The organism is Nocardioides sp. Leaf307 (genome assembly GCF_001423135.1).
Classification (GTDB): Bacteria; Actinomycetota; Actinomycetes; order Propionibacteriales; family Nocardioidaceae; genus Nocardioides; species Nocardioides kribbensis.
This window is the reverse complement of record NZ_LMNY01000002.1, coordinates 312,217-338,846: the sequence shown is the minus strand read 5'-3', so window position 1 is coordinate 338,846 and position 26,630 is coordinate 312,217. Positions and strand designations below refer to the sequence as shown.

At 74.7% G+C, this 26,630-nt stretch carries 23 protein-coding genes; 15 read left to right on the top strand and 8 right to left on the bottom strand.

What is annotated here, in order from left to right; all coding sequences use genetic code 11:
- Positions 1–60 precede the first annotated feature (60 nt).
- Both ASF50_RS19660 and ASF50_RS19270 read right to left on the bottom strand, forming a co-directional pair.
- Complete coding sequence (locus ASF50_RS19660) at positions 61–1,437, bottom strand: acyltransferase family protein (RefSeq protein ID WP_162242383.1); 1,377 nt, start codon at positions 1,435–1,437, stop codon at positions 61–63.
- Positions 1,434–3,320: a hypothetical protein gene (locus ASF50_RS19270; RefSeq protein WP_162242382.1), complete on the bottom strand. Its 1,887-nt coding sequence runs from the start codon at positions 3,318–3,320 to the stop codon at positions 1,434–1,436. The genes ASF50_RS19660 and ASF50_RS19270 overlap by 4 nt, the downstream gene beginning before the upstream one ends.
- 132 nt (positions 3,321–3,452) lie before the next feature.
- Between ASF50_RS19270 and ASF50_RS10865 the strand changes: the two genes are divergently transcribed.
- Positions 3,453–4,385, top strand: coding sequence for a DUF3068 domain-containing protein (locus ASF50_RS10865; RefSeq protein ID WP_082503112.1), 933 nt, complete (start codon positions 3,453–3,455; stop codon positions 4,383–4,385).
- A 111-nt stretch (positions 4,386–4,496) separates the two neighbouring features.
- On the opposite strand, the gene ASF50_RS10860 is transcribed toward ASF50_RS10865, so the two are convergent.
- Together ASF50_RS10860 and ASF50_RS10855 are read right to left on the bottom strand one after the other, a co-directional pair.
- Positions 4,497–5,354, bottom strand: coding sequence for a class I SAM-dependent methyltransferase (locus ASF50_RS10860; protein WP_321163138.1), 858 nt, complete (start codon positions 5,352–5,354; stop codon positions 4,497–4,499).
- The gene (locus ASF50_RS10855) at positions 5,351–6,268 is read right to left on the bottom strand and encodes a hypothetical protein (protein ID WP_056904488.1); all 918 of its coding nucleotides are present in this window, start codon (positions 6,266–6,268) and stop codon (positions 5,351–5,353) included. The genes ASF50_RS10860 and ASF50_RS10855 overlap by 4 nt, the downstream gene beginning before the upstream one ends.
- A gap of 55 nt (positions 6,269–6,323) precedes the next feature.
- Here ASF50_RS10855 and ASF50_RS10850 point away from each other — a divergent pair, with 55 nt between their 5' ends.
- The 5 genes from ASF50_RS10850 to ASF50_RS10830 all read left to right on the top strand — a co-directional run bounded on the left by ASF50_RS10850 (position 6,324) and on the right by ASF50_RS10830 (position 10,804).
- On the top strand, positions 6,324–7,361 hold the full coding sequence (locus tag ASF50_RS10850; protein ID WP_056904487.1) for a phosphotransferase: 1,038 nt from the start codon (positions 6,324–6,326) through the stop codon (positions 7,359–7,361).
- Between the two features lie 241 nt (positions 7,362–7,602).
- Positions 7,603–9,078, top strand: a complete 1,476-nt coding sequence (gene rpsA, locus ASF50_RS10845; protein ID WP_056862554.1) for a 30S ribosomal protein S1 — start codon at positions 7,603–7,605, stop codon at positions 9,076–9,078.
- A gap of 119 nt (positions 9,079–9,197) precedes the next feature.
- Entirely contained in the window at positions 9,198–9,827 is a 630-nt protein-coding gene (locus tag ASF50_RS10840; protein WP_056862555.1) for a sulfotransferase family 2 domain-containing protein, read from the top strand.
- 1 nt (position 9,828) lies between these two features.
- Complete coding sequence (gene coaE / locus ASF50_RS10835; RefSeq protein WP_056904486.1) at positions 9,829–10,416, top strand: dephospho-CoA kinase; 588 nt, start codon at positions 9,829–9,831, stop codon at positions 10,414–10,416.
- A 67-nt stretch (positions 10,417–10,483) separates the two neighbouring features.
- Complete coding sequence (locus ASF50_RS10830) at positions 10,484–10,804, top strand: hypothetical protein (RefSeq protein ID WP_056904485.1); 321 nt, start codon at positions 10,484–10,486, stop codon at positions 10,802–10,804.
- A gap of 75 nt (positions 10,805–10,879) precedes the next feature.
- Here the strand turns inward: ASF50_RS10830 and ASF50_RS10825 are convergent, their stop codons facing one another.
- Both ASF50_RS10825 and ASF50_RS10820 read right to left on the bottom strand, forming a co-directional pair.
- Complete coding sequence (locus ASF50_RS10825) at positions 10,880–11,872, bottom strand: RNA polymerase sigma factor RpoD/SigA (protein WP_056862558.1); 993 nt, start codon at positions 11,870–11,872, stop codon at positions 10,880–10,882.
- A 249-nt stretch (positions 11,873–12,121) separates the two neighbouring features.
- A complete protein-coding gene (locus ASF50_RS10820; RefSeq protein WP_056904484.1) occupies positions 12,122–14,350 on the bottom strand; it encodes a S9 family peptidase in 2,229 nt (742 codons plus the stop codon).
- Between the two features lie 61 nt (positions 14,351–14,411).
- On the opposite strand from ASF50_RS10820, the gene pxpA reads away from it, so the two are divergent.
- The 3 genes from pxpA to ASF50_RS10805 all read left to right on the top strand — a co-directional run bounded on the left by pxpA (position 14,412) and on the right by ASF50_RS10805 (position 17,198).
- The gene (gene pxpA, locus ASF50_RS10815; protein ID WP_056904483.1) at positions 14,412–15,176 is read left to right on the top strand and encodes a 5-oxoprolinase subunit PxpA; all 765 of its coding nucleotides are present in this window, start codon (positions 14,412–14,414) and stop codon (positions 15,174–15,176) included.
- 83 nt (positions 15,177–15,259) lie between these two features.
- Positions 15,260–15,904, top strand: coding sequence for a 5-oxoprolinase subunit B family protein (locus tag ASF50_RS10810; protein WP_082503111.1), 645 nt, complete (start codon positions 15,260–15,262; stop codon positions 15,902–15,904).
- A 403-nt stretch (positions 15,905–16,307) separates the two neighbouring features.
- A complete protein-coding gene (locus ASF50_RS10805; protein WP_056904958.1) occupies positions 16,308–17,198 on the top strand; it encodes a biotin-dependent carboxyltransferase family protein in 891 nt (296 codons plus the stop codon).
- On the opposite strand, the gene ASF50_RS10800 is transcribed toward ASF50_RS10805, so the two are convergent.
- Positions 17,161–18,663, bottom strand: coding sequence for a DNA polymerase IV (locus ASF50_RS10800; RefSeq protein ID WP_082503110.1), 1,503 nt, complete (start codon positions 18,661–18,663; stop codon positions 17,161–17,163). The two genes, ASF50_RS10805 and ASF50_RS10800, sit on opposite strands and share 38 nt — an antisense overlap.
- A 245-nt stretch (positions 18,664–18,908) precedes the next feature.
- Here ASF50_RS10800 and ASF50_RS10795 point away from each other — a divergent pair, with 245 nt between their 5' ends.
- Both ASF50_RS10795 and ASF50_RS10790 read left to right on the top strand, forming a co-directional pair.
- A complete protein-coding gene (locus tag ASF50_RS10795; protein ID WP_082503109.1) occupies positions 18,909–20,060 on the top strand; it encodes a DUF4192 domain-containing protein in 1,152 nt (383 codons plus the stop codon).
- A 147-nt stretch (positions 20,061–20,207) separates the two neighbouring features.
- Positions 20,208–21,674, top strand: coding sequence for a hypothetical protein (locus ASF50_RS10790; protein WP_056904481.1), 1,467 nt, complete (start codon positions 20,208–20,210; stop codon positions 21,672–21,674).
- Positions 21,675–21,708: 34 nt separating this feature from the next.
- Here ASF50_RS10790 and ASF50_RS10785 read toward each other — a convergent pair whose 3' ends face one another.
- Positions 21,709–22,227, bottom strand: coding sequence for a hypothetical protein (locus ASF50_RS10785; protein ID WP_235557642.1), 519 nt, complete (start codon positions 22,225–22,227; stop codon positions 21,709–21,711).
- Positions 22,228–22,364: 137 nt separating this feature from the next.
- Between ASF50_RS10785 and ASF50_RS10780 the strand changes: the two genes are divergently transcribed.
- The 4 genes from ASF50_RS10780 to ASF50_RS10765 all read left to right on the top strand — a co-directional run bounded on the left by ASF50_RS10780 (position 22,365) and on the right by ASF50_RS10765 (position 26,550).
- A complete protein-coding gene (locus ASF50_RS10780) occupies positions 22,365–22,766 on the top strand; it encodes a universal stress protein (RefSeq protein ID WP_056862564.1) in 402 nt (133 codons plus the stop codon).
- Between the two features lie 57 nt (positions 22,767–22,823).
- A complete protein-coding gene (locus tag ASF50_RS10775) occupies positions 22,824–23,396 on the top strand; it encodes an HhH-GPD-type base excision DNA repair protein (protein WP_056904480.1) in 573 nt (190 codons plus the stop codon).
- A 202-nt stretch (positions 23,397–23,598) separates the two neighbouring features.
- On the top strand, positions 23,599–25,107 hold the full coding sequence (locus ASF50_RS10770) for an RNA polymerase sigma factor (protein WP_056904479.1): 1,509 nt from the start codon (positions 23,599–23,601) through the stop codon (positions 25,105–25,107).
- A 195-nt stretch (positions 25,108–25,302) separates the two neighbouring features.
- Entirely contained in the window at positions 25,303–26,550 is a 1,248-nt protein-coding gene (locus tag ASF50_RS10765) for an MFS transporter (RefSeq protein WP_200920118.1), read from the top strand.
- Positions 26,551–26,630 lie beyond the last annotated feature (80 nt).

Here is a 26,630-nt window from a genome sequence, read left to right as displayed (position 1 = left end):
CTACGCCGTGACGCCCTGGGGCAGCAGCGACGGGTGGGCCGGCGAGGCGGCGTGGCCGGTCTACCTGATGCTGGTGCCGCTGGTGGGGCTGCTCGTCGCCGGACCGGAGGGGGTGCGGCTCCCCGGCCGGCTGGCCGAGCGGCTCCCCACGAGTCCGCGCAGGCGCATCGCCGGGCGCTCGACGAGGCGGTAGGACGCCTCCGCCGCCACCAGCGACAGCGCGAGGGTCAGCAGCCACAACGGCACGCCGTGGCCCTCGAAGAGCTCCCACGGCGTCGCCCACATCACCAGGTGCAGCAGCGGCAGGTGCAGGCAGAAGATCCCGAAGGAGATCCAGCCCAGCCGCCGGGCGGCGGGGTGGGAGAGCACCCGGGCGTAGCGGCTGGCGGGGTCGGCGAAGACCCCGGTCACCACGACCAGCAGCCCGACCACGGCGTAGAGCAGGCTCTTGGTCAGCGACTGCCCCGGCGTCGGGGCGTCGAGCATCGAGGGTCCGGCCACCGGGGTCGCGGCGACGAGCAGCAGGCCGGCCACCAGGGCCCAGCAGCTCCCCGGCTGGCGGCCCAGCGCGACCAGCGGCGCGGTGAGGCGCTCCCACGCGCCCCGCTCGTGCAGCACGTGGGCCAGCGCGAGCAGCAGGCCGAGCGCGAACCACGACAGGTACGCCGGCAGCCACTGCAGCGGGGCGCCGTCGGTGTGGGGGCCCACCCGGGTCGCGCCGTCGAGGTGCCACCAGGCGGTGACCACGACGAGCGCCGCGATGCCGACCAGGACCCGGGCCGGGCGCAGGCCGCGGGCCGCCCGCACCCGGCGACGGCCCAGCAGCGCGACCATGAGGGCCGGCAGCGCGAGGTAGAAGGTGACCTCGACCGCCAGGCTCCACATGTGGGTCAGCCCGCCCGGCAGCAGCGGGGAGCGGAAGGTGTCGAGCATGAGGAGCGTGGCGACCCGGTCACCCCACGAGAGGTCGGCGTTGCTGCGCACGAACGCCAGGGCGAGGGCCGCGGTCACGACGTAGAGCGGGGCGATCCGCAGGAAGCGCTTCCACAGGTAGTCCGGTGTCGCCGGCGTCGGCCTGCGGTCGGCCGTGGCGGCCAGCCAGGGGCGGGCGAGCAGGAAGCCGGAGAGGACGAAGAAGAGCGCGACGCCGACGTCGAGCCGGGCCAGCAGCGTGCCCCAGAACCCGTTGCCGGTGTAGTCGCCGGACCAGAAGGCGACGTGGGTGGTGAGCACGCACAGCGCGCCCACGGCGCGCAGCGCGTCGAGCGCCGCGAAGTCGGGGCCGCTGCGCGCCGGCGGGGGCACGAGCGAGCCCTGGGGGAGAGCGGCGGCCGCGGTGGTCGCGCTGCGGGCCCCCGTGGCGGCCCCCGTGGCGGCCCCGGAGTCGGCCCCGGAGTCGGCCCCGGGCTCGAGCCGGGCGTGCGACGGTGTGCTCACAACGGACCTCCTGCGACGGCTGTGCCCACCTCCACGACGTCGACGCACATCGTGGTCCCCGGCGACAGCCCGTCCAGGGTGACAGACGACACCGCGGAGGTCACCTCGACGTAGAGGCTGCCCAGGCCGGCGTCGACCGGCGCCTCGACGGTGCGGTCGCCGACCTCGACGGTGACGGTGTCGGCGGCCGACGACAGGTAGCCGACCCGCACCCACCAGGTGTAGTCGAAGGCCGTGTCGTCGAGCGGCACGGTGCGGGAACGACCCTCGCGCACGGCCCACCCGCAGTCGGGCCGCGGCCCCTCCTCGGCCACGGCCACGGGGTCGATGACGGCGCGCCGCGGGCGCCCCTGGGCGTCGAGGGCGACGAGGCGGTCGGTGACCGAGGGGAAGCGCGCGTTGTCGACCACCACGGGCAGCAGCCTGACCGTCGTGTTGAACGGGTAGAGGTAGCCGGGCACCACCTCGTCGGGCACCACGGTGTCGGCCACGTCGACGGCTCCGAGACCGGCGAACTCGGCCTGGGTCGTGCGGAGGTACGTCTCGCCGGGGTTGTCGGTGTGCCAGATGCGGGCGTAGAGCACCGAGCTCACCACCCCGGCCACCACCACCGCGACGGTGGCGACGGTGAGGACCCGTGGCCCCACGCCCACCAGCAGCAGCGGGGTGTCCCGCGGCCGGCTCGAGCCGGGCGCCCCGGCCAGGGGCAGGACGGCGAGACCCAGGCACAGCACGGCGGCGCAGGCCACGTCGCTGAGGTAGCGGTACTCCAGCCCCGCCACCTCTCCGACGACGGGCGCCCGGGTGACCAGCAGCAGCACGTAGGAGGCGGCCGCGTAGGCGGCCAGCAGCGCCCAGGCCCGGGCCGCCCCGATGCGCCGGAGCACGACGAAGAGACCGCCGAGCGCCAGGGCGACCCAGGCGAGGTGCACGAGCAGGTCGGGCGGATCGGCCAGCCCTGCGGGCGGGTTGACGTCGCTCCAGCGCCACGGACCGCCCAGCAGCCCGGCGGACAGCGACCGGCCGAGCATCGTCTCCGCCAGTCCGCCGGCCACCGAGCCCGAGGTCTCCTCGGCCAGCGAGGGCACCCGCAGCAGGTAGTGCACGAGGTAGGCCACCGCCAGGGCGGTGCAGGCGACCAGGGCGGGCCAGAAGCGACGGGCCAGCACGCGCGCACGTCGCGCCGGACCGCCCTCGGCGAACCACCCGAGCGCGTACGCGGCGAGCATCGGCAGCAGGACCAGCGCCTTGACGTAGCCCAGCAGGCCGAAGGACAGCGCCACCAGCGTCACGAGGAGCCAGCGCAGCCGCCCGGTGCGCAGGTAGCAGGTCCAGGCGGCGACCGAGGAGAAGAACGCGACCTGCAGCGGCAGCGCGTTCAGGCTGGCCGCCCACCACATGGCGGCCGGCAGGGTCATGGCGCTGGAGAGGTAGAGGGCGAGCAGGGGCACGACTGCCCAGCGGGCCCCGAAGAGCACGAACAGCATCCAGACGCACGCCGCCGCGGCCAGCAGGTGCAGCAGCAGGGTGGTCGTGGCGGCGAGGGCCCAGTCGACGTCGCCGCCGGTGGTGACCACCCAGGCGAGGAACCGGCCGAGCGGCATGAACTGGCTGTCGTAGGGCTCCAGCAGCAGGCCCGCACCGAGGCCCGAGCGCTCGGCGTCGTCGAGCATCTGGAGGTCGTCGAGGTAGAACCAGCTCGGGTAGAGCGCCCACGCCCGCAGGGCCAGGTGCGCCGCCACCAGGATCGCGCACGCGCCGAGGACGAGGGGGCGCGCGCCGGCGGCCGGCGGCCGGTCGCCGCGCGCGGGAGGTGCGGGAGGTGTCGACACCGCTGCGTCGTCCGAGGTCGTGCGGGTCGACGACGACGGCTGGTCTGGCACGCCGGCGAGTCTCGCACAGGCGCGCCGCGGGCCACCGATTCCTACTGTTCGGTAACAGCCTGTGACGGGAGGCACACTTCGTCCTCCGGATGGGTTACGGTTCGCCGATCGATCTTTCTGGGAGGGAAGTGGATGAAGATTCTGGGACGGGTCCTCGTGGGCCTGGGGGCATTCCTGGTGGTGGCGGCCGTGGTCGCCCTCACGTGGGCACCGGGGGCCGTGAAGCGCACCCCCGTCGACGTCGACTCGGTGACGGTGCTGAGCGGTGAGGCGGCGCGCCTCGACACGGCCACCAACGAGCTGGGCGCGGCGGAGCCGATCTACGCCCTCAGCATCACCAAGAGCGACAGCGAGGCCTCGAGCGACGACACCGCGGTGTTCTTCAACCGCTCCTGCGCCGTCTACGGCACCGAGGCCACCGAGGAGTGCCCGGCCTTCGACGACGAGTCGGTGCTGTCGGGTGCCGACGACTTCTTCGCCACCGACCGCACGACCGCCGAGTCGGTCGAGTCCGACGAGCTGCCGGCGCAGGCCGCGGCCCACGAGGGCGTCGTCAACAAGTGGCCCTTCGACGCGGAGAAGACCACCTACACCTACTTCGACAGCGTGACCGGCGAGGGCGTCGACGCGGTCTACGACCGCACCGAGGACGTCATGGGCCTCGAGACCTACGTCTACCGCGTGGAGATCCAGGACGCGCCGATCGTGGTCAGCGCGCTGCTCGAGCTCAACGGCACCTACGACGACGTCAAGGAGATCTACGTCGACCCGCGCACGGGCGCGATCATCCACCAGACCGACGACCAGCAGCGCTACCTCGACGACGGCACGCAGGCCCTCGACCTGCAGCTGGCCTTCACCGAGGACCAGCAGGCGACCAACGTCGCCGAGGCCGAGGAGAACATCGCGAGCCTCGACCTCATCACCCGCACCGTGCCGATCGTCGGCTTCGTCGGCGGCGGCCTGCTGCTCGTCGCCGGCGCCGTGCTCCTGCTGCGCGCGCGCCCGCGCACCGCGGGCACGGCCAGCACGACGCACCGCGACAGGACGCCCGCCGGTCGCTGACCGGTCTCGCGGACCCGTCGCGGGCCGCACCCGCACCACCAGCAGGCCCCGGACCACGCGGTCCGGGGCCTGTCGGCGTCACGGGCCGTCACGGGCCTCGACGGTGCGGGCTCAGCGCAGGTCGCAGGCGAAGATCGCGGTGCCCGGGGTCCAGCGGCCGCGGGTGGCCGACCAGCCGCCCCAGACCCGGTCGTGGTGCTCGGGCCACTCCGGCTCCACGAGCCGCACGATCGCGAAGCCGTGACCGGCCAGCACCCCCACCCAGTCGCCGAGGGTGCGGTGGTGCTCGACGTACGACACCTCGCCGCTGGCGTCGTCGACCTCGACGTAGGGCGTGCGGTCCCAGTAGGACTGCGACGCGACCAGGCCGGCCTCGCCGGGGTCGTCGGGGAACATCCAGCGCGTCGGGTGGGTGATGGAGAAGGCGAAGCGGCCCCCCGGTCGCAGCACCCGCGCGGTCTCGGCCACGGCCCGGTCGAGGTCGCGCACGAACTGCAGCGCCCCGAAGGAGGAGAACACGGCGTCGAAGGAGGCGTCGGCGAAGGGGAGGTGGGTGGCGGTCGCCTGCACCGAGGGCACGTCCACGCCGGTGCCCTCGTCGATGCGCCGCGAGTGCTGGAGCTGGCGGTAGGACAGGTCGACGCCGAAGGAGCGTCCGCCCTGGTCGCGCACCCAGCGGCTGCACTGCCCGGCGCCCGAGCCGACCTCGAGCACGTCGCGGCCCGCCACCGGGCCGAGCACGCCGACCTCGGCCTCGGTCAGGCCCTCCGGACCCCACACGAAGCCGGCGTCGCCGAGGAACTCCCCGTGGGTGGCCTGGTAGTCGTCGGCGTAGCGGTCCCAGTCGGGGCCGTTGGCGCGCCGCGACTCCTCCTCGCCGACGTCGCGGCGCTCCACCCGCACCGGCGGGAGGGGCGGGTGGGAGCGGGAGTCGGGCGCCTGGTCGGGCTGCGGCGGCAGGGCGCTCACGGTGCGAGCGGCATCGGCTTGCGCCGCCCGGGCAGGCGGCCGGCCAGGTCGCCCAGCGGGCCGACGGCCCGCCCGAGCGCGTCGGCCGACTCGGCCAGCGCCGGCACGATCCGGGCGAGCTCCACCAGGCGCGGCTGGATCCCCTCGAGCGTGGCGCCGAGCGCCACGAGCTGGTCGAGGGTGCCGCCGTCGGCGATGAGCTTCTCGACGAAGCCGTCCTCGGTGAGCATCCGGTCGGCCAGCCCGCCCGGTCGCAGCACCTGGTCGAGCACCCCGTCGGCGGCGGTGAGGCGGTCGAGCGCGCCGCCGGTCTGCAGCAGCCGGTCGAGCACGCCCTCGTGGGCGATGAGCTGGTCGAGCGCGCCGCCCTCGGCGAGCAGCCGCTCGAGCGCCCCGTCGGGGGCCAGCAGCCGCTCGACCGGGCCCTCGGGTCCGAGCAGCCGCTCCAGCCCGCCGTCGGCGGCGGTGAGCCGGGCCAGCGGGCCCTCGTCGGCCAGCAGCCGGTCGAGCAGGCCGTCGCGCTCGAGCAGCCGGGCGACCGGGCGACCGGGCTCCATCAGCTCGTTGACGGTGCGGGCCAGCCGCATCGGGCCGTCCTCGTCGGTGAGCAGCTCCACCAGCTGCTGGGCGTAGCCGTGCTCGCCGATGACCCGCAGCACCAGGTCGGCGTAGCCACCCGGGCGGCGCACGGGCCCGTCGGGAGCCGCGAGACGACCCAGCTGGAGCGTGGTCTGGGTGGCGGCCACCCCGACCCGCACGGGGAGCATGGCCGCCCCGCCGAGCACGCCCAGCACGCCGCCGAGGTCGCGGGGCACCTCCCGCGGCAGGCCCGCGGGCCAGCCCGGCGTCGGCCGACCCGGCGCCGGTCGGCGCGGGGAGCGGGGGGCGGGGCGGTCGGGCACGTCGGGACTCACGGGTTCACCGTACGGCGCAGCGCCGTCGCGCGGAGGCCGTGGCAGCATCCTGGCCATGACGGTGCCCCCCTCCGAGCACGCCCCCGAGCACGCCACCGAGCACGCCGGCGCCCCCGGCGATCTCGCGGCGGGTCTCCGACCGCTCGAGGGCGGCTTCTCCGGGGAGACCTTCCTGGCCGAGACCGGGGGTGAGCGCTCGGTCGTGCGGATCTACGCCGGCGGCCGGGGTCCGGTCGCGCCGTCGGTCGACGCGGCGGTGCTGCGGCTGGCGCGCGGCACGGTGCCGGTGCCGCAGGTGCTCGAGGTCAGGCACGGCGACCCCGACCGCGGGCTGCCGGGCCTGCTGGTCACCTCCTTCCTGCCGGGCACGCGGGGCGACCTGGTCCTGCGCCGCGCCGACCCGCTGGCCGACCTGCTGGCCGACCCGCTGGCCGGGTCAGCGGGTGCGGGCGCCGAGGTCGCCTCCGACGAGGCGCTGGCCGCCCTGGGCGAGGAGCTCGGTGGGGCGCTGGCTCGGCTGGCGGGGATCCGGATGCTGCGCTGGGGCCCCTTCGTCGACGCCGACCTCAGCGTCGGGGTGCACGCGCCGCCCTACGACGTCGACGGCCTGCCGGCGCTGGTGGAGGTCTACGCCGACCGCCTCGACCACCTCACGCCGGGGGAGTGGACGGGCCTGCGCGCCGCCGCCGTCGACGCCCAGGCGGCGCTCGACGCCGTCGAGGGGGTGTGTCTCGTCCACAGCGACGCCAACCCCAAGAACCTGCTCCTCGACCCCGCCCGCCCGGCCGGCGAGCGGCTCACCGGCCTCGTCGACTGGGAGTACGCCCACGCGGGGCTGCCCTTCACCGACCTGGGCAACCTCGTGCGCCACCACCGGGCCCCGGTCTTCCAGGACGCCGCCGTCGCGACGTACGCCGACGCCCTGGGCGTCGGCGTGCAGGAGGCCCTGGTGCTCGCCCGGGCCGCCGACCTCGGTGCGCTGGTCGACCTCGCCTCGCGACGCGGCGACAACCCCGCCGCCGCGCGCGCCGACGTCCTGCTCCGCGCGATCGCCCGAGCCGGCGACGCGGCGGCCGACGAGCCCGCGGGCTGAGCCCCGCCGAGGGCGTGTCGGCACAGGGGTGCGGGTTGGACTGCCACGCGCGCCGCGGCGTAGTCTGGCAAGGCGCCTGAAGTCTGCCTGCGTCCCAGACGGAGTGGACCCTCGCTCGCTACCACGCCCAGCCGCCTCGCCCACCGCGTCGCGATCGCCCCGGGCACCGATCCACCGGTAGTGAAACCCGACCTCGGGCGTGCCCGCACGACTTCTGCCCATCCAAGGAAACACTTCCCTTATGACGAGCACCATCTCCATTCTTCCCGACTACGACGCGCCTCAGGTCGCGATCAACGACATCGGGTCGGAAGAGGACTTCCTCGCCGCCATCGACGCGACGATCAAGTACTTCAACGACGGCGACATCGTCGCCGGCACCATCGTGAAGGTCGACCGCGACGAGGTCCTGCTGGACATCGGCTACAAGACCGAGGGCGTCATCCCCTCGCGTGAGCTGTCGATCAAGCACGACGTCGACCCCGCCGAGGTCGTCTCGGTCGGCGACGAGGTCGAGGCCCTGGTCCTCCAGAAGGAGGACAAGGAAGGCCGCCTGATCCTGTCCAAGAAGCGCGCCCAGTACGAGCGCGCCTGGGGCACCATCGAGCAGGTCAAGGAGGAGGACGGCGTCGTCGAGGGCACCGTCATCGAGGTCGTCAAGGGCGGCCTCATCCTCGACATCGGCCTGCGCGGCTTCCTGCCGGCCTCCCTCGTGGAGATGCGTCGCGTCCGCGACCTGCAGCCCTACGTCGGCCAGACCCTCGAGGCCAAGATCATCGAGCTCGACAAGAACCGCAACAACGTGGTCCTGTCGCGCCGTGCCTGGCTCGAGCAGACCCAGTCGGAGGTCCGCCACGGCTTCCTGACCCAGCTGCAGAAGGGTCAGATCCGCAAGGGCGTCGTCTCCTCGATCGTCAACTTCGGTGCGTTCGTGGACCTCGGCGGCGTCGACGGTCTGGTGCACGTCTCGGAGCTGTCCTGGAAGCACATCGACCACCCCTCCGAGGTCGTGGCCGTGGGCGACGAGGTCACCGTCGAGGTGCTCGACGTCGACATGGACCGCGAGCGTGTCTCCCTGTCGCTCAAGGCGACGCAGGAGGACCCGTGGCAGCACTTCGCCCGGACCCACCAGATCGGTCAGATCGTGCCCGGCAAGGTCACCAAGCTGGTGCCCTTCGGCTCGTTCGTCCGCGTCGAGGAGGGCATCGAGGGCCTGGTGCACATCTCCGAGCTCGCCGAGCGTCACGTCGAGATCCCCGAGCAGGTCGTCCAGGTCAACGACGACGTCATGGTCAAGATCATCGACATCGACCTCGAGCGTCGTCGCATCTCGCTGTCGCTCAAGCAGGCCAACGAGACCGCCGCGGCCGCCGACGTGGAGGAGTTCGACCCGACCCTCTACGGCATGACCGCGACCTACGACGAGCAGGGCAACTACGTCTACCCCGAGGGCTTCGACCCCGAGACGGGCGAGTGGCTCGAGGGCTTCGACGAGCAGCGCGCGGTCTGGGAGGAGCAGTACGCCAAGGCGCACGCTCGCTGGGAGGCCCACGTCAAGCAGCAGGCCGAGGCCAAGGTGGCCGAGGTCGAGGCCGGCGAGGCCACGTCGTACTCCTCGGGCTCGACCGAGGACGAGACGGAGTCCGAGGGCGGTTCGCTGGCCTCCGACGAGGCGCTCCAGGCCCTGCGCGAGAAGCTCACCGGCGGCGCGAGCTGACCTGCAGCACCCCGTAGCACCCGCACCACGCAGCACCCGCACGACGCCCGAGGGCCCGGTCACCGAGAGGTGGCCGGGCCCTCGTGGCGTCGGCGGGCGGGGCTGGTACTTTGCCGCCCATGATGGTCTCCCACGAGGCGCGCGTGCTCTTCGTCCACGTGCAGAAGACCGGCGGGTCGACCATCGACTCGATGCTCCAGGCGGTGCTGCCCGACGTCGCCTACGTGCGCGACCTGCCGCAGGGCCGCCACGCCCAGCTGGGTCCGGCGCTCAGGCAGCACCCCGAGCTCGCCGACTACTGGATCTTCGGGTTCGTGCGCAACCCGTGGGCCCGGCTGCTGTCGTGGCACTCCATGATCAAGCGCAACGAGCGGTACGTCGCCGAGGGCAACGCCAAGGCCGCCGAGCGGCTCGCGGGCAACCGGCTGTGGCGCCTGGTGCAGGAGCGCTACCCCGACTTCGAGTCGTTCGTGATGGAGGGACTCGACCGGCAGGGGCAGCTCAACAGCCCCCAGATCGCCTACCTGCGCACCAAGCAGCGCACGGCCGACTTCATCGGTCGCCAGGAGAGCTTCGAGGCCGACCTGCGCACCGTGCTCGACCGTCTCGGCGCCGAGTGGCCCACCGAGATCCCGCGGTTGAACTCCGGCACCCCCACCGACTACCGCGAGCGCTACACCGACGCGATGCGCGACAAGGTCGCCGAGGTCTTCGCCCGCGACCTCAAGCGCTTCGGCTACGAGTTCTGAGGTGCGCGTCGGACTGACCGGGGGCGTGGCCTCGGGCAAGAGCACGGTCTCCGGCCTGCTGCGCGAGCTGGGCGCCGTCGTCATCGACGCCGACCAGCTCGCCCGCGAGGTGGTCGAGCGGGGCACCCCGGGGCTGGCCCGGGTGGTCGAGGAGTTCGGCGAGGGACTGCTGACCCCCGAGGGCGACCTCGACCGGCCGGCGATGGGGCGGCTGGTGTTCGGCGACGAGCAGGCGCGGCGTCGTCTCGAGGCGATCGTGCACCCGCTGGTCTTCGAGCGCTACGCCGAGGCCGAGGCGGCCGCGGGGCCCGACGACCTGGTCGTCCACGACATCCCGCTGCTGGTGGAGTCGGGGCGCGCCGGCGACTTCGACGCCGTGGTCGTCGTCGACGCCCCGCGTGAGCTCCAGCTCGAGCGCATGGTCGGCGACCGCGGCTGGACCCGGGAGGACGCCGAGTCGCGCATCGCCGCCCAGGCCACCCGCGAGCAGCGGCGCGCGGTGGCGACGTACGTCGTGGACAACACCGGCTCGCTGGAGGACCTGCGCGCCCGGGTGGCCGAGGTGCACGCGCGTCTGGTCGCCGGGTGAGACGCCGCGCTGCGGGGACGCGGCCGGCGCGGCGGTAGCCTCGCAGGTCGACGACGAGGAGGTCGACATGGTGGCGAGCCGATCGGCGCGCGAGCGCAAGGCCAGCGCGGAGGGTGGTGCCCTGGCGCTGGTGAGGATCGAGGTGGGAGCCGACGAGGCCTTCGTCTACAAGATCAGCTGCGTGCGCTGCTCGACCACGACGGCGAAGGGCACCCGGGCCTGGTGGACCTTCCGTCCCGGCGAGGACAACGGCTACCTCACGGCCATGGACCGCTGGACCTTCCACCTCACCGAGCGTCACCCCGAGGCCGAGGCGCCCTGCCTGGCCTACCTGGAGGCCGCGCAGCAGCGGCTCCAGGAGCGTCGCGACGCCCGCGGCGGCTCCTAGCGGGCCCGCGGCACCTCCGGGACGCACGAGAGCCCCCGCCCGAGGGGCGGGGGCTCTCGTGGGTCGTGCGTGCGGTCAGGCGGCCGAGCCGGCGGCCAGGTCGGGGTCGGCGAAGCGGCGCAGCTTCTGCAGCGCCTCCCGCTCCAGCTGGCGGACCCGCTCGGCGGAGATGCCGTGCTTGGCGCCGATGTCGGCCAGCTTGTGCTGGCGTCCGTCGGTGAGGCCGTAGCGCGAGCGGATGATGTCGGCGGCCCGGTCGTCCAGGTGCCCGACGAGGGCGTTGAGACGGTCGCGCGACTCGGTGTCGAGGACGGTCAGGTCGGGACCGGGGGAGGTCTCCTGGGCCATCAGGTCACCGAGGCTGGTGTCGCCGTCCTCGTCGACGGGGGTGTCGAGGCTGACGTGCTCGCGGCCCCACGACATGAGGTCGAGCACGCGGTCGACGTCCATGCCGAGCTCGGCGGCGATCTCCGCCGGCTCGGGGTCGCGGCCCAGCTGGCGCTCCAGGGTGCGGCGCGCGCCACCGACCTGGTTGAGCTCCTCCACGACGTGCACGGGCAGGCGCACGACGCGGGCCTGCTGCGCGATGCCGCGGGTGATGGCCTGGCGCACCCACCACGTGGCGTAGGTCGAGAACTTGTAGCCCTTGGTGTAGTCGAACTTCTCGACCGCCCGGATGAGGCCGGTGTTGCCCTCCTGGATCAGGTCGAGCATCGGCATCTGGGCCCGGCCGTACTTGCGGGCGATCGACACGACGAGACGCAGGTTGGCGGTGATGAAGGTGTCCACCGCCTTGCGGCCCTCCTCGGCCAGCCACTCCAGCTCCTCGGCGTTGGCCGAGAGGGGGGCGCCGCCCTTGCGACGGCCGATGCGGCCCTGAGCGAGGAGGTGCTCGGCCATCAACCCCGCCTCGATCGTCTTCGACAGCTCCACCTCCGTGGCGGCGTCGAGGAGCGCGTTCCGGGCGATCTCGTCGAGGTAGAGGCCCACGCTGTCGCGGCCCTCGATCTCTCGGGTGGTCGATGTGGCCCGGGTGCGGGTGGCGGTGCTGCCGGTGCTGCTAGCCATCGGGACCCTCTCCTTCTGCTCGTGGGCGCAGTCGGTGCGTCTCACGTCGTGTTCAACGCCCACCGTGGCCGGAGGATTCCGGTCCTTCGCGGTGGGCCTTCACCCAGCACGACGCTCGGCGACCACCGAGAGTTGCGTGACCAGTCAACTCTCAGCCACTTCTCAGAACCTCACCCCCAAGGACCGGTCGGCCGCCGGTCCGGGCGCCGTCCGGCGGCCCACCGCGCCCGGACGGCGCCCCTCACCCGCTCACCGGGGTGTGGTGCCGGCCAGCCCCATCCGGTCCAGGATCCACGCCAGGGTGAAGGCCCGGTCGTGCCACGACTTGTAGCGCCCGGAGACCCCGCCGTGGCCCCCGGCCATCTCGGTGCGCAGCAGCACGTGGGGGCGGGAGTCGGGCCCGGTGGCCCGCAGCTTGGCCACCCACTTGGCGGGCTCGACGTAGAGCACCCGGGTGTCGTGCAGCGAGGTCTCGGCGAGGATCGGGGGGTAGGCCTGGTCGCCCACATTGTCGTAGGGCGCGTAGGAGGCCATGTAGGCGTAGACCTCCGGGTCGGCCTCGGGGTTGCCCCACTCGTCGTACTCGGTGACCGTCAGCGGCAGGGTGGCGTCGAGCATCGTGGTGAGGGCGTCGACGAAGGGCACGCCCGCGACGATGCCGCCGAAGAGCTCGGGGGCCTGGTTGGCCACGGCGCCCATGAGCATGCCGCCGGCGCTGGCACCCTCCGCGACCAGGGTGTCGGGGGTGGCCCAGCCGGTGTCGACCAGGTGGCGGGCGCAGGCCACGAAGTCGGAGAAGGTGTTCTTCTTCGTGGTCGTCTTGCCCTGGTCGTACCACCGCCGGCCCATCTCGCCGCCGCCGCGCACGTGGGCGATGGCGAAGGCCGCGCCCCGGTCCAGCAGCGAGAGGCGCGCCACCGAGAAGTAGGGGTCGATGGAGGCCTCGTAGGAGCCGTAGCCGTAGAGCAGGGTCGGCACCGGTCGGGTGCCGCCGCCGTCGTCCTCACGCGCGCCGATGCGGCACACGACCGAGATCGGCACCTGCTCGCCGTCGTCGGCGGTGGCCCACAGCCGGTGCTCCTCGTAGTCGGCGGGGTCGTAGCCCCCGAGCACCGGGGTACGGCGCAGCAGGGTGAGCTCGCGGGTGCGCACGTCGTAGTCGTAGACCGACGACGGCACGGCCAGGGTGGTGTAGCCGATGCGCACGACCGGCTGGGCGAAGCCGGGGTTGCCGCCCGAGCCGACGGTGTAGACCGGCTCGTCGAACTCCACGAGGTAGTCCTCGCCCACGCCCCCGGGGCCGAGCTCGAGGATGCGCAGCTGGGTCAGGCCGTTGCTGCGCTGGTGGACCACGAGGTGGCCGGCGAAGGCGTCGACGTCCTCCAGGCGCACGCTCGGGTCGTGGGCGATGAGCGGGGTCCAGCCGCTGGCGGGCGTCGGGGCCAGGGGCGCGGTGGCCAGCTCGAAGTCGGGGCCGGTGGCGTTGTGGGTGACCAGGAAGAGGTCCTCACCGGCGATGACGGCGTGGTCGAGGGAGTACTCCACGTCCTCGACGCGCTCGGCGAAGACCTGCCAGGCGGCCTCGGGCGTGCCGGGCTCGGCGTGGGTGTCGAGGTAGCGGTACTCGCTGGTGGTCTTCGAGCCCACCGCGACCACCAGGAAGCGCTCGGAGCGGGTGCGCCCGACCCCGGTGAAGAAGCGCCCGTCGGTCTCGTGGTGGACCAGCTCGTCGTCGGCCTGGGCCGTGCCGAGGCGGTGGCGCCACACCTTGTCGGGGCGCCAGGACTCGTCGACGGTGGAGTAGAGGCAGTCGACGCCGTTGGGGTGCCAGGTCACCCCGCCCATGACACCGGTCAGCTCGTCGTCGAGCAGGTCGCCGGTCGTGAGGTCCTTGAAGCGCACCGTGTAGCGCTCGTCGCCGACGGTGTCGACGGCGTAGCCGAGCAGGCGCCCGTCGAGGCTGACGGCCGAGCCGCCGAGGGAGAAGAACTCGTGGCCCTCCGCGAGCGCGTTGAGGTCGAGCAGCACCTCCTCGCCGGGCAGGGCCGGCTCGTCGGGGGCGCAGTCCTCGGCCGGCTGCGGCGGCGTCCAGTCGTCGGGGTCGGTGACCGGCACGCGGCAGCTCGCGCCGTACTCACGGCCCTCGAAGGAGCGGGCGTAGTACCAGTGACCCCGGTTGCGGGTGGGCACCGACAGGTCGGTCTCGCGGGTGCGCGCCTTGATCTCGTCGAAGACCTGCTGCCGCAGGTCGCCCAGGTGGGCCGTGCGCGCCCGGGTCCAGGCGTTCTCCGCCTCGAGGTAGCCGGTGACGTCGTCGGACTCCTTCTCCCGCAGCCACTCGTAGTCGTCGGTGCGCGTGAGCCCGTGGATCTCGCGGCTCGTGGGGCGTCGGTCGGCCACCGGCGGGGCCGAGGGGGCCGCCGGGGCCTCGGCGTCGGGGGTGGCGGTGCCGGACGGTGCGGCGGAGGACTCAGACATGCAGCCGACCCTAGCCAGCGCTCCGGCGGCGCGACCGGCCACGGGTCGGTAGCGTCGCGACGTGCCCGTGGACCTGAACGCCGACCTCGGCGAGGAGATCACCGACGACGCCGCGCTGCTGGGCGTCGTGACCAGCGCCAACGTCGCCTGCGGCTACCACGCCGGCTCCGCCGCGATCATGCGCGCCGTGTGCGAGCAGGCCGTGGCCGCCGGGGTGGCGGTGGGGGCCCAGGTGTCGTACGACGACCGGGCCCGCTTCGGGCGCGTGGCCCTCGACGTCGAGCCCGACGTGCTGCGCGAGCAGGTCGCCGACCAGGTGGGGCTGCTGGCGGGGATCGCCCGGGCCGCCGGCACCCGGGTCACCTACGTCAAGCCCCACGGCGCGCTCTACCACCGCACCCTCGACGACGCCGCGCAGGCCGCGGCGGTGCTGGCGGGGTCGGTCACCGACGACGGGGCCCTGCCCGTGCTCGGCATGCCCGGGGTGCTGCTCGACCTCGCGCGCGACGGCGGGCGGCGTACCGTGCTCGAGGGCTTCCCCGACCGCGGCTACACCCCCGCCGGGCGGCTGGTGCCGCGCTCCGAGCTGGGGGCGGTGCTCGACGACGACGCCCTCGTGGCGGCGCGGGCGGTCACGCTCGCGACCCGGGGGAGCGGCGCGCTCGTGGGGCGGCCGGTCGCACGCGGGGTGGAGTCGGTGTGCGTGCACGGGGACCACCCCGGGGCGGTCGAGCGGGCCCGGCGGGTCCGTGCGGCCCTGGAGGCGGCCGGTCTCGTCCTGCGACCCTTCGCCCCGCCGGGCGCCGTCGAGGGGCGGACCGGGTGAGCCGGCGGGGCGACGGGCGGGGAGACGGGCGGGGACACGGCGCGGCGGGGGGCTCCGCCACCGAGGGTGCGGTCGGCGACGGAGTGCTCGGTGACCCCGGGAGCGACCTCGTGGGTGCGCGCCGGGTGCTGCCCTACGGCCCGCACGCCCTCCTCGTGGAGGTGGGCGGCGCCGGTGCCGCAGCCGCGCTGGCCTCGTGGCTGCGGGCGCTGCGCCTGCCCGTGGCCGACGTGGTGCCGGCCGCTGCCACCGTGCTCGTCGACGGGCTGGCCGACGCCGCCGCCCACGCCGCGGTGCGCGACGCGGTCGCGCGCTGGCGCCCCACGGGCCGGGCGACCGACGGGCGGCTCGTGGTCCTGGAGGTCGACTACGACGGCGAGGACCTCGCCGACGTCGCCGCCCTGTGGGGCTGCTCGGTGCAGGAGGCGGTCGCGCGCTACTCCGCCCTCGAGCTCACGGCCGCCTTCTGCGGCTTCGCCCCGGGCTTCTCCTACCTCGTCGGACTGCCCGCCGAGCTCGAGGTGCCGCGCCTGGCCACCCCCCGCACCCGGGTGCCGGCCGGGTCGGTGGCGCTGGCCGACCGCTGGTGCGGGGTCTACCCCACCGCCTCGCCGGGCGGCTGGCGGCTGATCGGTCGCACCGACGCCGTGCTGTGGGACCCCGACCGGCTCGACCCGGGCCCGGCGCTGCTGGCCCCGGGCACGCGGGTGAGGTTCGTGGCGCGGTGAGGGGTGGGGCGGTCGGCGTGGGTCCGGGGCGGACGTCATGCGAGTGGTGGATGCGCATCCACCTTCTGCATGACGTCTGCTGGCATGACCTCTCGTGSCACGACGTCCCCGGGCACGCGGGTGGGCTTCGCGGCGCGGTGAGGGGTGGCGCGGTGGGCGTGGGTCCGGGGCGGACGTCATGCGAGTGGTGGATGCGCATCCACCTTCCGCATGACGTCTSCKGGCATGACCTCTCCTGCCACGACGTCCCCGGGCACGCGGGTGGGCTTCGTGGCGCGGTGAGGGGTGGCGCGGTGGGCGTGGGTCCGGGGTGGACGTCATGCCAATCGTGGATGCGCATCCACCCTTCGCATGACACTCCGGGGCGCGACGTCCCCGGGCGTCGCGGCCGCAGCGGGTGCGCGTGACCGGGGCCGTCACGGCGCCGGCGGCCGGGGGTCCCGCGGGTCACGCGGAGGTGCTCGACCCCGGGCCGCTGACCCTGGTGCAGGACCGCGGCCGTCCCGGGCACGCTCATCTCGGGGTGCCGCGCGCCGGGGCCCTCGACCCCGCGGCCGCCGCGCTCGCCGGGCGATTGGTGGGCAACGGGCCCGACGACGCCGTGCTCGAGGTGCTGCTCGGCGGCCTGGTGCTGCGGTGGGGCCCGGTCGGGGCGTGGGTGGCCGTCACCGGCGCCCCCGTCACGGTCTCGGTCGACGGCCGCGCCCGGTCGACCGGCCGCGCGGAGTGGGTGCCGGCGGGCGCGACGCTGCGCCTGGGCCCGCCGCCGGTCGGGCTGCGCTCGTGGGTGGCCGTCGCCGGCGGGATCGCGGTCGACCCCGTGCTCGGCTCACGCTCGCGCGACACCCTGGCCGGGGTCGGTCCGGCCCCGCTGGCGCCCGGCGACGTGCTGCCGCTCGGTCCGCGGCAGGCCCCTCCGGCCCCGGTGGTGGTGCCGCCCGGTCCGGCGTACGACGGGGCGCTGGGGGTCTCCGCGGGGCCGCGGGCCGACTGGCTCGGCGGCTCGGGGTGGGAGCGGCTGCTGGCCACGCCGTGGCGGGTCGGCGGTGGGTCCGACCGGGTGGGGCTGCGGCTGGAGGGCGAGCCGCTCGCGCGGGCGCGCGGGGGCGAGCTGGCCAGCGAGGGGGTGGTGCTCGGCGCGGTGCAGCTGCCGCCCGACGGCCGGCCGGTGGTGTTCCTGGCCGACCACCCGACGACCGGTGGCTACCCGGTGGTCGCCGTGGTGGTGGCCGAGCACGTGGCCCGCTGCGCCCAGCTCAGGCCCGGGGACCCGGTGCGTCTGGTGGCGAGCTGAGGCCGCCGGCCTCATCGCCTGTGTCCGCCCCGTCGTCCCCGTCGTCGCCCGTGCCGTCGGCGGCACTCTCGCCCGCGACGTCGGTGCTCCCGTCCGCGTCGGTCGCCGTGTCGCGCCCGGCGGGTCCCACGGGCTCGGCGGGCTCGGCGGGCTCGGGCGGCAGCCAGGCGTGCAGCTGCGGGTCGTCGGCGGCGTAGGAGCGCACCGGGCCGGCGGGGGTCTCGGCGGTCTCGAAGCGCACGGTGACGACGCCGCGCCCCGAGCCCCACACCCAGCCGCGACCCATCTCGTCGTGCTCGACGTCGAGCCCCGGCGGCCAGGTCTCGCGGCGCCGCATGGTCGGCAGGTCGACGGGCACCTCGGGCTCGGGCTCGGCGTCGGTGCCGCCGAAGAGGTCCTCCTGCACCCAGTCGGCCAGTCCGGAGACTCCGACGCCGAGCAGGCGCACGCCGCCGCTGAGGTCGGCGCTGGCGAGCAGGTCGCCGAGCAGGGCACGGGCGACCCGGGCGATGGTGCCGGCGGTGTCGGTGGGGGAGGGCAGGGTGCTCGACCGGTTGACCGTGGTGAAGTCGTGCAGCCTCACCTTGATCGTGATCGTGCGACCCGACAGCCCGTGCTTGACCAGCCGGGCGGCCACCTCGCCGGCCTGGCGGGTGAGCAGCCCCTCCATCAGCCGGCGGTCGGTGAGGTCGGTGTCGTAGGTGCCCTCGACGCTGACCGACTTGGCCTCGCGCTCCGCGACCACGGGGCGGTCGTCGAGGGCCCTGGCCAGGTGCCACAGGCCGGTCCCGTGGGAGCGGCCCACGATCCGCACGAGCTCCTCGGCGCTGACCGCCTCGAGGTCGGCGACGGTGACGATGCCGGCGCGGCGCAGCCGCTCCGCCGTGGCCGGCCCGACGCCCGGGATCACCGTGGCCTTCATCGGTCGCAGCAGCTCCTGCTCGGTGCCGGGCGCCACCACCGTCAGCCCGTCGGGCTTGTCGAGGTCGCTGGCGACCTTGGCGATGAACTTGCTGGTGCCCAGCCCCACCGAGGCCGTCAGGCCGCCGGTCGCCGCCGAGACCTCCCGGCGCAGCCGCTGGGCGAAGGCGGTGACGGTGGGCGTCTCGAGGTCGGGCAGGTCGGCGCGCTCGAGGTCGACGAAGGCCTCGTCGAGCGAGAGCGGCTCCACCAGCGGGGACACCGCGCGCAGCAGGCCCATGACCACGCCGCTGGCCTCGCGGTAGGCGTGGAAGCGCCCGGTGAGGAAGGCGGCGTGCGGGCACCGCGAACGCGCCTCGCGGGTCGACATCGCCGAGTGCACCCCGAAGACCCGGGCCTCGTAGGACGCGGTCGACACCACGCCCCGGCCGCCGACGCCGCCGACCACGACGGGCTTGCCGCGCAGGGACGGCTTGTCGCGCTGCTCGACCGAGGCGAAGAAGGCGTCGAGGTCCAGGTGGAGGACCGAGGCCTGGGCACGCACGTCGGCAACGTACCCGCCGGCCCCGTCCTCGCCCGCGACGACACGGGAGCAGGGGCACCGCGCCGGCCGCCGCTCGTGCGCCCCGGCGCGCCCGGGCCCCGAGTGCTCCCTCCCCGGAGGCGGCCCCGGTCGGGGATCCCGCACCGAGGACCACGAGTCGTCCACCGCGACCCGTGCGCCTGACCCTCTCCACAGGCCTCGCGGTGCGCCCGGCGCGTGCGGCTGCGGCGGGGGAGCGTCGTGCCATGACCACGACTCCCGGTGCTACCGGCTCCCCCCGCCCCGTCCCGTCCACACCGCGCGCCCCGGCCGCCACGGCCCCGCTGGTGGCCCGCACCCCCGAGGACGTCCTCGCCATGGTGCCGGCGGTGCTCGGCTTCACCCCGACGCAGTCGGTCGCCATGCTCACGCTCGGGGCCGCGCGGGCCTTCCACGCGCGCGTCGACCTGCCCACCGCGGCCCAGCTGGCCCAGGAGCCGGACGGCCTGACCGAGATGGTCGACCTGCTCCGGCAGCCGTGCGTGCGCCACCGGGTGCGTGCCGTGCTGCTGGTCGTCTTCAGCGACGACGAGCACACCGCGCTCGCCGCGCGTCGCGCCCTCGTGCCGGCCTTCCGGGGGAGCGGCATGGAGGTGGTCGACGTGCTGCGCGCCGACGGCCGCCGCTGGTGGCCGATGCTGCGCCGTCACCCGGGAGCGCCGCCCTGGGGAGTGCCGTACGACGTCAGCGAGCACCCGTTCGTGGCGCAGACCGTGCTCGCGGGCAAGGTCACCCACCCCACCCGCGAGGACCTCGACCGCTCCCTCGACCCCGGCCCGGCCGAGGTCGCGGCCCACGCCCGGGTCGCGTGCCTGGTGGCCCAGGGGCCGCTCGCCCCGCGGGGCGACACCCCGGCAGAGCTGGTCGAGGCGATGGCGCTGCGCGACCTGCTGCTCGACCACCACGTCGACGGCACGCTGCCCGACCCCGAGGAGGTCGCCAGGCTGCTGCTCGCGCTGCGCAGCCCGCGGCTGCGCGACCTGGCCTGCGCGCTGGTCGAGCGCCGCGAGGCCGCCGCGTGGGCCGAGCTGTGGCGCGGGGTCCTGCGGCTCACGCCGCCCGAGCTCGTCCTCGGTCCCGCCACCGTCACTGCGTTCTGCGCCTGGCTCGCGGGGGAGGGGGCGCTGGCCTGGTGCGCCCTCGACCGTGCGCTGGCCGTCGACCCCGACCACTCCTTCGCCGGTCTGGTCGGCGGGCTGCTGACGGCAGCGGTGCCGCCGGCGGCGTGGGACGCGCCGGGCGGCCCGGGCCGCTCCGACCTGGTCGCCCTCCTCGAGGAGATCGAGGAGCTCGAGGAGCTCGACCGACGGGGGGAGCTCGACGACGACCCCGACGCGGGCCGCGACCACGGCTGGTAGGACGGGACCGGCCGCAGGCGGCCGGAGCCGTGGTCCCCTGCGCCATCCGCGTCCTCCCGGCGACGCGCGCGGCTGCGGGCCGACGACGTGGGCGGGCGCCGTCGGCGGGGTGAGGCGGCCGGCCGCCGGGGGCCCTAGGGTCGCGGCATGGGCGAAGAGGTGGAGGCGCAGGAGTTCTCGCGCGCAGACCGGACCAGGCACCGCGAGAAGGTGCGCCGCTGCCTCGACGTGTTCGCACGCATGCTGCGCGAGGCGCGCTTCGACACCGACGACCCGATGACCGGGCTCGAGGTCGAGCTCAACCTCGTCGACGACCGCGGCGACCCGGCGCTGAAGAACGCCGAGGCTCTCGAGGCGATCGCCGACCCCGACTTCCAGACCGAGCTGGGCCAGTTCAACATCGAGATCAACGTGCCCCCGGCCCGGCTGCGCGAGGGCGGGCTGCGCACCTTCGAGGACACCCTGCGCACCAGCCTCAACGAGGCCGAGCGCCGCTCCTCGCAGGTGGGGGCCCACCTGGTGATGATCGGCATCCTGCCCACCCTGGCCGAGGGCCACATGGGCATGCACAGCATCAGCTCCAACCCCCGCTACCGCCTGCTCAGCGACCAGATCCTCCACGCCCGCGGCGAGGACCTGACCATCGAGATCGCCGGGGTCACCGAGCGGCTCGACACCACCTCCGACTCGATCCTCCCGGAGGCGGCCTGCACCTCCACGCAGTTCCACGTGCAGACCTCGCCCGACCAGTTCGCGGCCTACTGGAACGCCTCGCAGGCCATCGCCGGCGTGCAGGTGGCGACCGCGGCCAACGCGCCCTACCTGCTGGGCAAGGAGCTGTGGCGCGAGACCCGCATCCCCCTCTTCGAGCAGGCCACCGACACCCGCAGCGAGGAGCTCAAGGCCCAGGGGGTGCGCCCGCGCGTGTGGTTCGGCGAGCGGTGGATCACCACGGTCTTCGACCTCTTCGAGGAGAACGTCCGCTACTTCCCGGCCCTGCTCCCCGTCACCGAGGAGGAGGACCCGCTCGAGGTGCTCGAGGCCGGCGGCACCCCCGCCCTCGCCGAGCTGCGGCTGCACAACGGCACCATCTACCGGTGGAACCGTCCGGTCTACGACGTCGCCGACGGGGTGCCGCACCTGCGCGTCGAGAACCGGCTGCTCGCGGCCGGGCCCACCGTCGCCGACACCGTCGCCAATGCCGCCTTCTACTTCGGTCTCGTGCGCGCCCTCGCCGAGAGCGAGCGGCCGCTGTGGTCGCAGATGTCGTTCAGCGCCGCGGAGGAGAACTTCCACGCCGCCGCCCAGCAGGGCATCGACGCCCAGATCTACTGGCCCGGCGTCGGACAGGTGCAGGCCACCGAGCTCGTGCTGCGCCGGCTGCTCCCGCTGGCCCACCAGGGCCTCGAGGCGTGGGGGGTGGAGGCCGCCGACCGCGACCGCTTCCTCGGGATCATCGAGCAGCGCTGCCTGACCGGCGTCAACGGCGCGCAGTGGTTCGCCGCGCGCATGGCCGAGCGCGCGGGGGAGGACCGCTACGACGCGCTGCGCGCGGTGCTCCTCGACTACACCGAGCGGATGCACACCAACGAGCCGGTGCACACCTGGACCTGAGCGCGGCCCGGTCGGGTGTCGCGCCGCCCGTGCCTCACCGCACCCGCAGGCGCCGCCAGCTCCGCCCCACCCCGCTGCGGGGGTCGCGCCAGGCGGTGCGGCTGACCACCACCATCACCAGCGGCAGCTCCGCCTCCGCGTAGGCCGCCCGGGCCGCGGCCAGCCACGCGAGGTCGACGTCCTGGAGGGCGAGGTCGCCCAGCCGCACCAGCCACACCACCGGCGCCGTGGGGGCCGTGGGGGCCGCCTCGCCCCGGCCGTGCCGCGTCCGGCCCGCCGCGGCCATGAGGTCCGCGCGGCGCACCATGGCCGCCACCACGTCGGAGCGCAGCGCCGGGTCGAGGTCGGGGTCGTCGGTCTGCGGCACGAAGACCGCGGTCGGCCCGCCCGGCACGCCCACGTGCAGGACGGGTGGGCGCACCCGGGTCGGGCCCGAGAGCGCCACGTCGAGCACGGCGCGTCGCAGCAGGGCCTCCAGCCCGGGCGCGAGCGGCTCGGTGAGACCGCACGCGTCGCCGGGGCCGAGGGCGCGACGTACGGGTGGGTGGGGCACCGCCCCAGGGTGCCCGCCGGGATCGCCCGGCGCGCCTCGTCGTCCACAGGCTCCCGGAGCGCGCGCGGATCGGTTAAGTTGCCCGGAGACGATCGACCCGACGACGAGTCGGTCGAGCCGACGACGAAGGAGTGCCGATGGGGACCGTGGTGGTCGGATACGTGGCGAAGGCCGAGGGCGAGGCCGCCCTCGACAAGGCGATCGAGGAGGCCACGCTGCGCGGCAAGAAGCTCGTGGTGGTCAACTCCCACCGCGGCGGCGCCGAGTTCGACGAGCACGCCTCCACCAAGGCCGAGGCCGACATGGACGCCGTGCGCGCGCGCCTGGAGGCCTCCGGCGTGGAGTTCGACCTGCGCCAGCTGGTGCGCGGGTTCGAGCCCGCCGAGGACCTCATCAGCATCGCCGAGGCCAACGACGCCGAGCTGCTGGTCATCGGCCTGCGCCGCCGCTCGCCCGTGGGCAAGCTGATCCTGGGCAGCAACGCCCAGCGGATCCTGCTCGACGCCCACTGCCCGGTGCTCGCGGTCAAGGCCGACTGAGCCGGCTCCCCGCCGGCGCGGCTGGCCCGTCGCGGGGCCCTGGGACAGGATGGCGCCATGGCCATCCACATCACCGGCGACGACGCCGCCGACCAGGTGCTCTCCGACGACCCCTTCGCGCTGCTCGTGGGCATGATGCTCGACCAGCAGTACCCGATGGAGCACGCCTTCCGGGGCCCGGCGAAGGTGCTGGAGCGCTTCGGCAGCCTCGACCCGTCGCGCATCGCCGCGGCCGACCCGGAGGAGTTCGCGGCGCTGTGCGCCCAGCCGCCGGCCATCCACCGCTTCCCCGGGTCCATGGCCTCGCGGCTGCAGGAGCTGGCCCGCATCGTCGAGGACACCTACGACGGCCACGCCGAGCGGCTGTGGACCGAGGCCGCCGACGGACGCGACTTCCTCAAGCGGATGACCGCCCTGCCGGGCTTCGGCAAGCAGAAGGCGCAGATCTTCGTCGCACTCGTGGCCAAGCAGCTCGACGTGCGCCCCGAGGGGTGGGAGAAGGTCGTGGGCGACTACGCCCACGAGGGCTACCGCTCCGTCGCCGACGTCGTCGACCCCGCCTCCCTGCAGAAGGTGCGCGAGCACAAGAAGGAGATGAAGGCCGCGGCCAAGGCGAAGGCCGGCGGCTGACGGCCCTCGCGCCGCGGTCTGAGAGCCCCGTTCATCTCCCGGCCACCCGCCGGTCGTCGTGCCGTACGCCGCCCCGGGCCGACCCGCCCGGGGCGCTCCGGGCCCGGCCGGATGCGGTGTGCTCAGGGCCCCCGTGGCAGAATGACAGCGCGGCTCTTGACGACACCGGGCCTCGCCGCGCCCCCACGCCAGTTGACGAGAGGTGTTCGTGTCCTCGAACGCACGCAAGATCCCTGCCGAGGTGCTCGCCCACCCGGCTGTCGCGTCCCTCATCGAGCAGGGCACCCCCTCCGGGAGCGTCAGTCCTGAGGAGGTGCGCCAGGCCAGCGAGGACGCAGCGGTCGAGCCGCGCCACCTCAAGGCGCTGCTGGCCCACCTCAGCGAGATGGGTATCTCGGTGAACGTGCCGGCCGCCTCGCTGCGCGCCGTCGCCGCCACGTCGACCCGCAAGACCACCACCGCCAAGACGGCCAAGAAGGCGCCGGCCAAGGCCGCCGCCACCAAGGCCGCTCCGGCCAAGGCCGCCGCCACCAAGACGGCGGCCAAGACCACCGCCGCAAAGACGACCGCGGCCAAGACCGCCGCCGCGAAGAAGGCCGCCGCCGCCGAGGTGCCGGTCGTGGCCGAGGAGCCGGTGCTCGGCGCCGACGGCAAGAAGATCCTGCCCGACGTGCCCGACGAGCAGTTCGAGAAGGACGTCAAGGCCGACCCGACGATCGTCGAGGACGAGAAGCAGGCCTCCTTCGTCGTCTCCGCCGCCGACGACACCGACGAGCCCGAGCAGCAGGTCATGGTCGCGGGCGCGACCGCCGACCCGGTGAAGGACTACCTCAAGCAGATCGGCAAGGTCCCGCTGCTCAACGCCGAGATGGAGGTCGAGCTGGCCAAGCGCATCGAGGCCGGCCTGTTCTCGGAGGAGAAGCTGGCCAAGGGCGGCAAGATCAGCGCCAAGCTCCTCGAGGAGCTGGAGTGGATCGCCGAGGACGGCCGTCGCGCCAAGAACCACCTCCTCGAGGCCAACCTGCGCCTCGTGGTCAGCCTGGCCAAGCGCTACACCGGCCGCGGCATGCTCTTCCTCGACCTGATCCAGGAGGGCAACCTCGGTCTGATCCGCGCGGTCGAGAAGTTCGACTACACCAAGGGCTACAAGTTCTCGACCTACGCCACCTGGTGGATCCGTCAGGCCATCACCCGCGCGATGGCCGACCAGGCCCGCACCATCCGCATCCCGGTGCACATGGTCGAGGTCATCAACAAGCTCGCCCGCGTGCAGCGCCAGATGCTCCAGGACCTGGGCCGCGAGCCCACGCCGGAGGAGCTGGCCAAGGAGCTCGACATGACCCCCGAGAAGGTCATCGAGGTCCAGAAGTACGGCCGCGAGCCGATCTCGCTGCACACGCCCCTGGGTGAGGACGGCGACTCGGAGTTCGGTGACCTCATCGAGGACTCCGAGGCCATCGTGCCCGCCGACGCGGTGTCCTTCACGCTGCTCCAGGAGCAGCTGCACGCCGTGCTCGACACGCTCTCCGAGCGTGAGGCCGGCGTGGTCTCGATGCGCTTCGGCCTCACCGACGGCCAGCCCAAGACCCTCGACGAGATCGGCAAGGTCTACGGCGTGACCCGCGAGCGGATCCGCCAGATCGAGTCGAAGACGATGTCGAAGCTGCGTCACCCCTCGCGCTCGCAGGTCCTGCGCGACTACCTCGACTGAGGTCCACCCGGCGCACCGACGCCTCCCGGACGCCCCGTCCGCGCCACCCGGCGCAGGCGGGGCGTCCGTCGTCGCGCTCCGCCGCCCGAACCACCGACCCCTCCGCCGGTGTTGCCCGGCGGTTCCTGTCGGGCCTCCGGCGCCGGTCGGGGGAGCGCTCAGGAATGCCGGGGGCGGGACCGGCCTTGGACCCCTGTGACCTCCCGGAGCACCCCGACCACCCCGACGACCTCCACCGCACCGACGGCGGCGGGGCGCGGTGGCCCCCGCGCCGGGGCGGCCGGCGTCGCCTTCGCCTTCCTGGTGGTGATGCTCGGCGCGACCCTCCCGACGCCCCTCTACCCGCTCTACGAGGCCGACCTCGGCTTCGGCCAGGCCACGGTGACCCTGGTGTTCGCGGCCTACGCCGTGGGGGTGCTCGCCGCGCTGCTGCTGCTGGGACGCGCCTCCGACGCGCTGGGACGCCGACGGCTACTGCTGGTCGCCGTGGCGGTCTCGGCGCTCAGCACGCTGCTCTTCGCCACCACCCCCGACCTCTCGGGCCTCTACCTCGGGCGCGTGCTCTCCGGCCTCAGTGCCGGCATCGCCACGACCACGGGCACCGTCTACCTCGTCGAGCTCGCACCCGAGGGCGGCCAGGCCCGCGCGTCGCTGCTGGCCACGGTGGTCAACATGACCGGCCTCGGCCTCGGCCCGCCGCTGGCCGGGCTGGTCTCCGAGCTGGCCCCGGCCCCGCTGGTCACGGCGTACGTCGTGCACCTGGTGCTGCTGGCCCTGGCGGTGCCGGCGCTGCTGCTGGCGCGCGAGGTGGTCGTGGCCCCGGGCGCCTCCCTGCGACCGGAGCGACCGAGCGTGGCCGCCGAGGCCCGCGCGGTGTTCGTGCCGGCCTCGCTGGCCGCCTTCGCGGCCTTCGCCGCGCTCGGGCTGGTCACCGGCGCCACGGCCGGCATCCTGGGCCAGGTGCTCGGGGTGAGCGACCGGGCCGCGGTCGGGTTCGTCGTGCTGACCCTCTTCGCCGCCTCCGCCCTGGCCCAGGTGGGCCTGCGCGGCGTCGCGACCCGGACCGCCTTCACCTCCGGCTGCCTGGTGCTCGTGCTGGGCGCCGGGGTGCTGGCCGCGGCGCTGCTGGCCGAGTCGGTAGCCGTGCTGGTCGCGGCGCTGGCGGTGATCGGCGTCGGGCAGGCCCTGGCCTTCCGTGCCGGCACCGCGGCGATCACCGCGGCCGCACCGGCCGCCGAGCGCGCGCGCACGGTCACCAGCTTCTTCCTCGTGGCCTACCTCGCCATCTCCCTGCCCGTCGTGCTGCTCGGCGCGGCGTCGCTGCGCTGGGGGCTGCGCGACGCCACCCTCGGCTTCGCCGGCGGGGTCGCCCTGATCGCGCTGGCCTCCTTCGTCGCCCAGCTCGTCGTCGAGCGCCGCGGCACCGCCGGGGCCCGAGGCTGACGTCATGCGGGGGGTGGATGCGCCTCCTCGGAGCGCATGACGTCCCGTGGTGCGGGGCGGGGGGTGGCTCGCGCACCGCG

Bases quoted from the DNA above. Each gene is read 5' to 3' on its own strand.
- ASF50_RS10865 (WP_082503112.1), top strand. From the start codon at position 3,453: ATGAAGATTCTGGGACGGGTCCTCGTGGGCCTGGGGGCATTCCTGGTG.
- ASF50_RS10830 (WP_056904485.1), top strand. From the start codon at position 10,484: ATGGTGGCGAGCCGATCGGCGCGCGAGCGCAAGGCCAGCGCGGAGGGT.
- ASF50_RS10825 (WP_056862558.1), bottom strand. From the start codon at position 11,872: ATGGCTAGCAGCACCGGCAGCACCGCCACCCGCACCCGGGCCACATCG.
- ASF50_RS10775 (WP_056904480.1), top strand. From the start codon at position 22,824: ATGGCCATCCACATCACCGGCGACGACGCCGCCGACCAGGTGCTCTCC.
- ASF50_RS10790 (WP_056904481.1), top strand. From the start codon at position 20,208: ATGGGCGAAGAGGTGGAGGCGCAGGAGTTCTCGCGCGCAGACCGGACC.
- ASF50_RS10780 (WP_056862564.1), top strand. From the start codon at position 22,365: ATGGGGACCGTGGTGGTCGGATACGTGGCGAAGGCCGAGGGCGAGGCC.
- rpsA (WP_056862554.1), top strand. From the start codon at position 7,603: ATGACGAGCACCATCTCCATTCTTCCCGACTACGACGCGCCTCAGGTC.
- ASF50_RS10820 (WP_056904484.1), bottom strand. From the start codon at position 14,350: ATGTCTGAGTCCTCCGCCGCACCGTCCGGCACCGCCACCCCCGACGCC.
- ASF50_RS10850 (WP_056904487.1), top strand. From the start codon at position 6,324: ATGACGGTGCCCCCCTCCGAGCACGCCCCCGAGCACGCCACCGAGCAC.
- ASF50_RS10795 (WP_082503109.1), top strand. From the start codon at position 18,909: ATGACCACGACTCCCGGTGCTACCGGCTCCCCCCGCCCCGTCCCGTCC.
- ASF50_RS10840 (WP_056862555.1), top strand. From the start codon at position 9,198: ATGATGGTCTCCCACGAGGCGCGCGTGCTCTTCGTCCACGTGCAGAAG.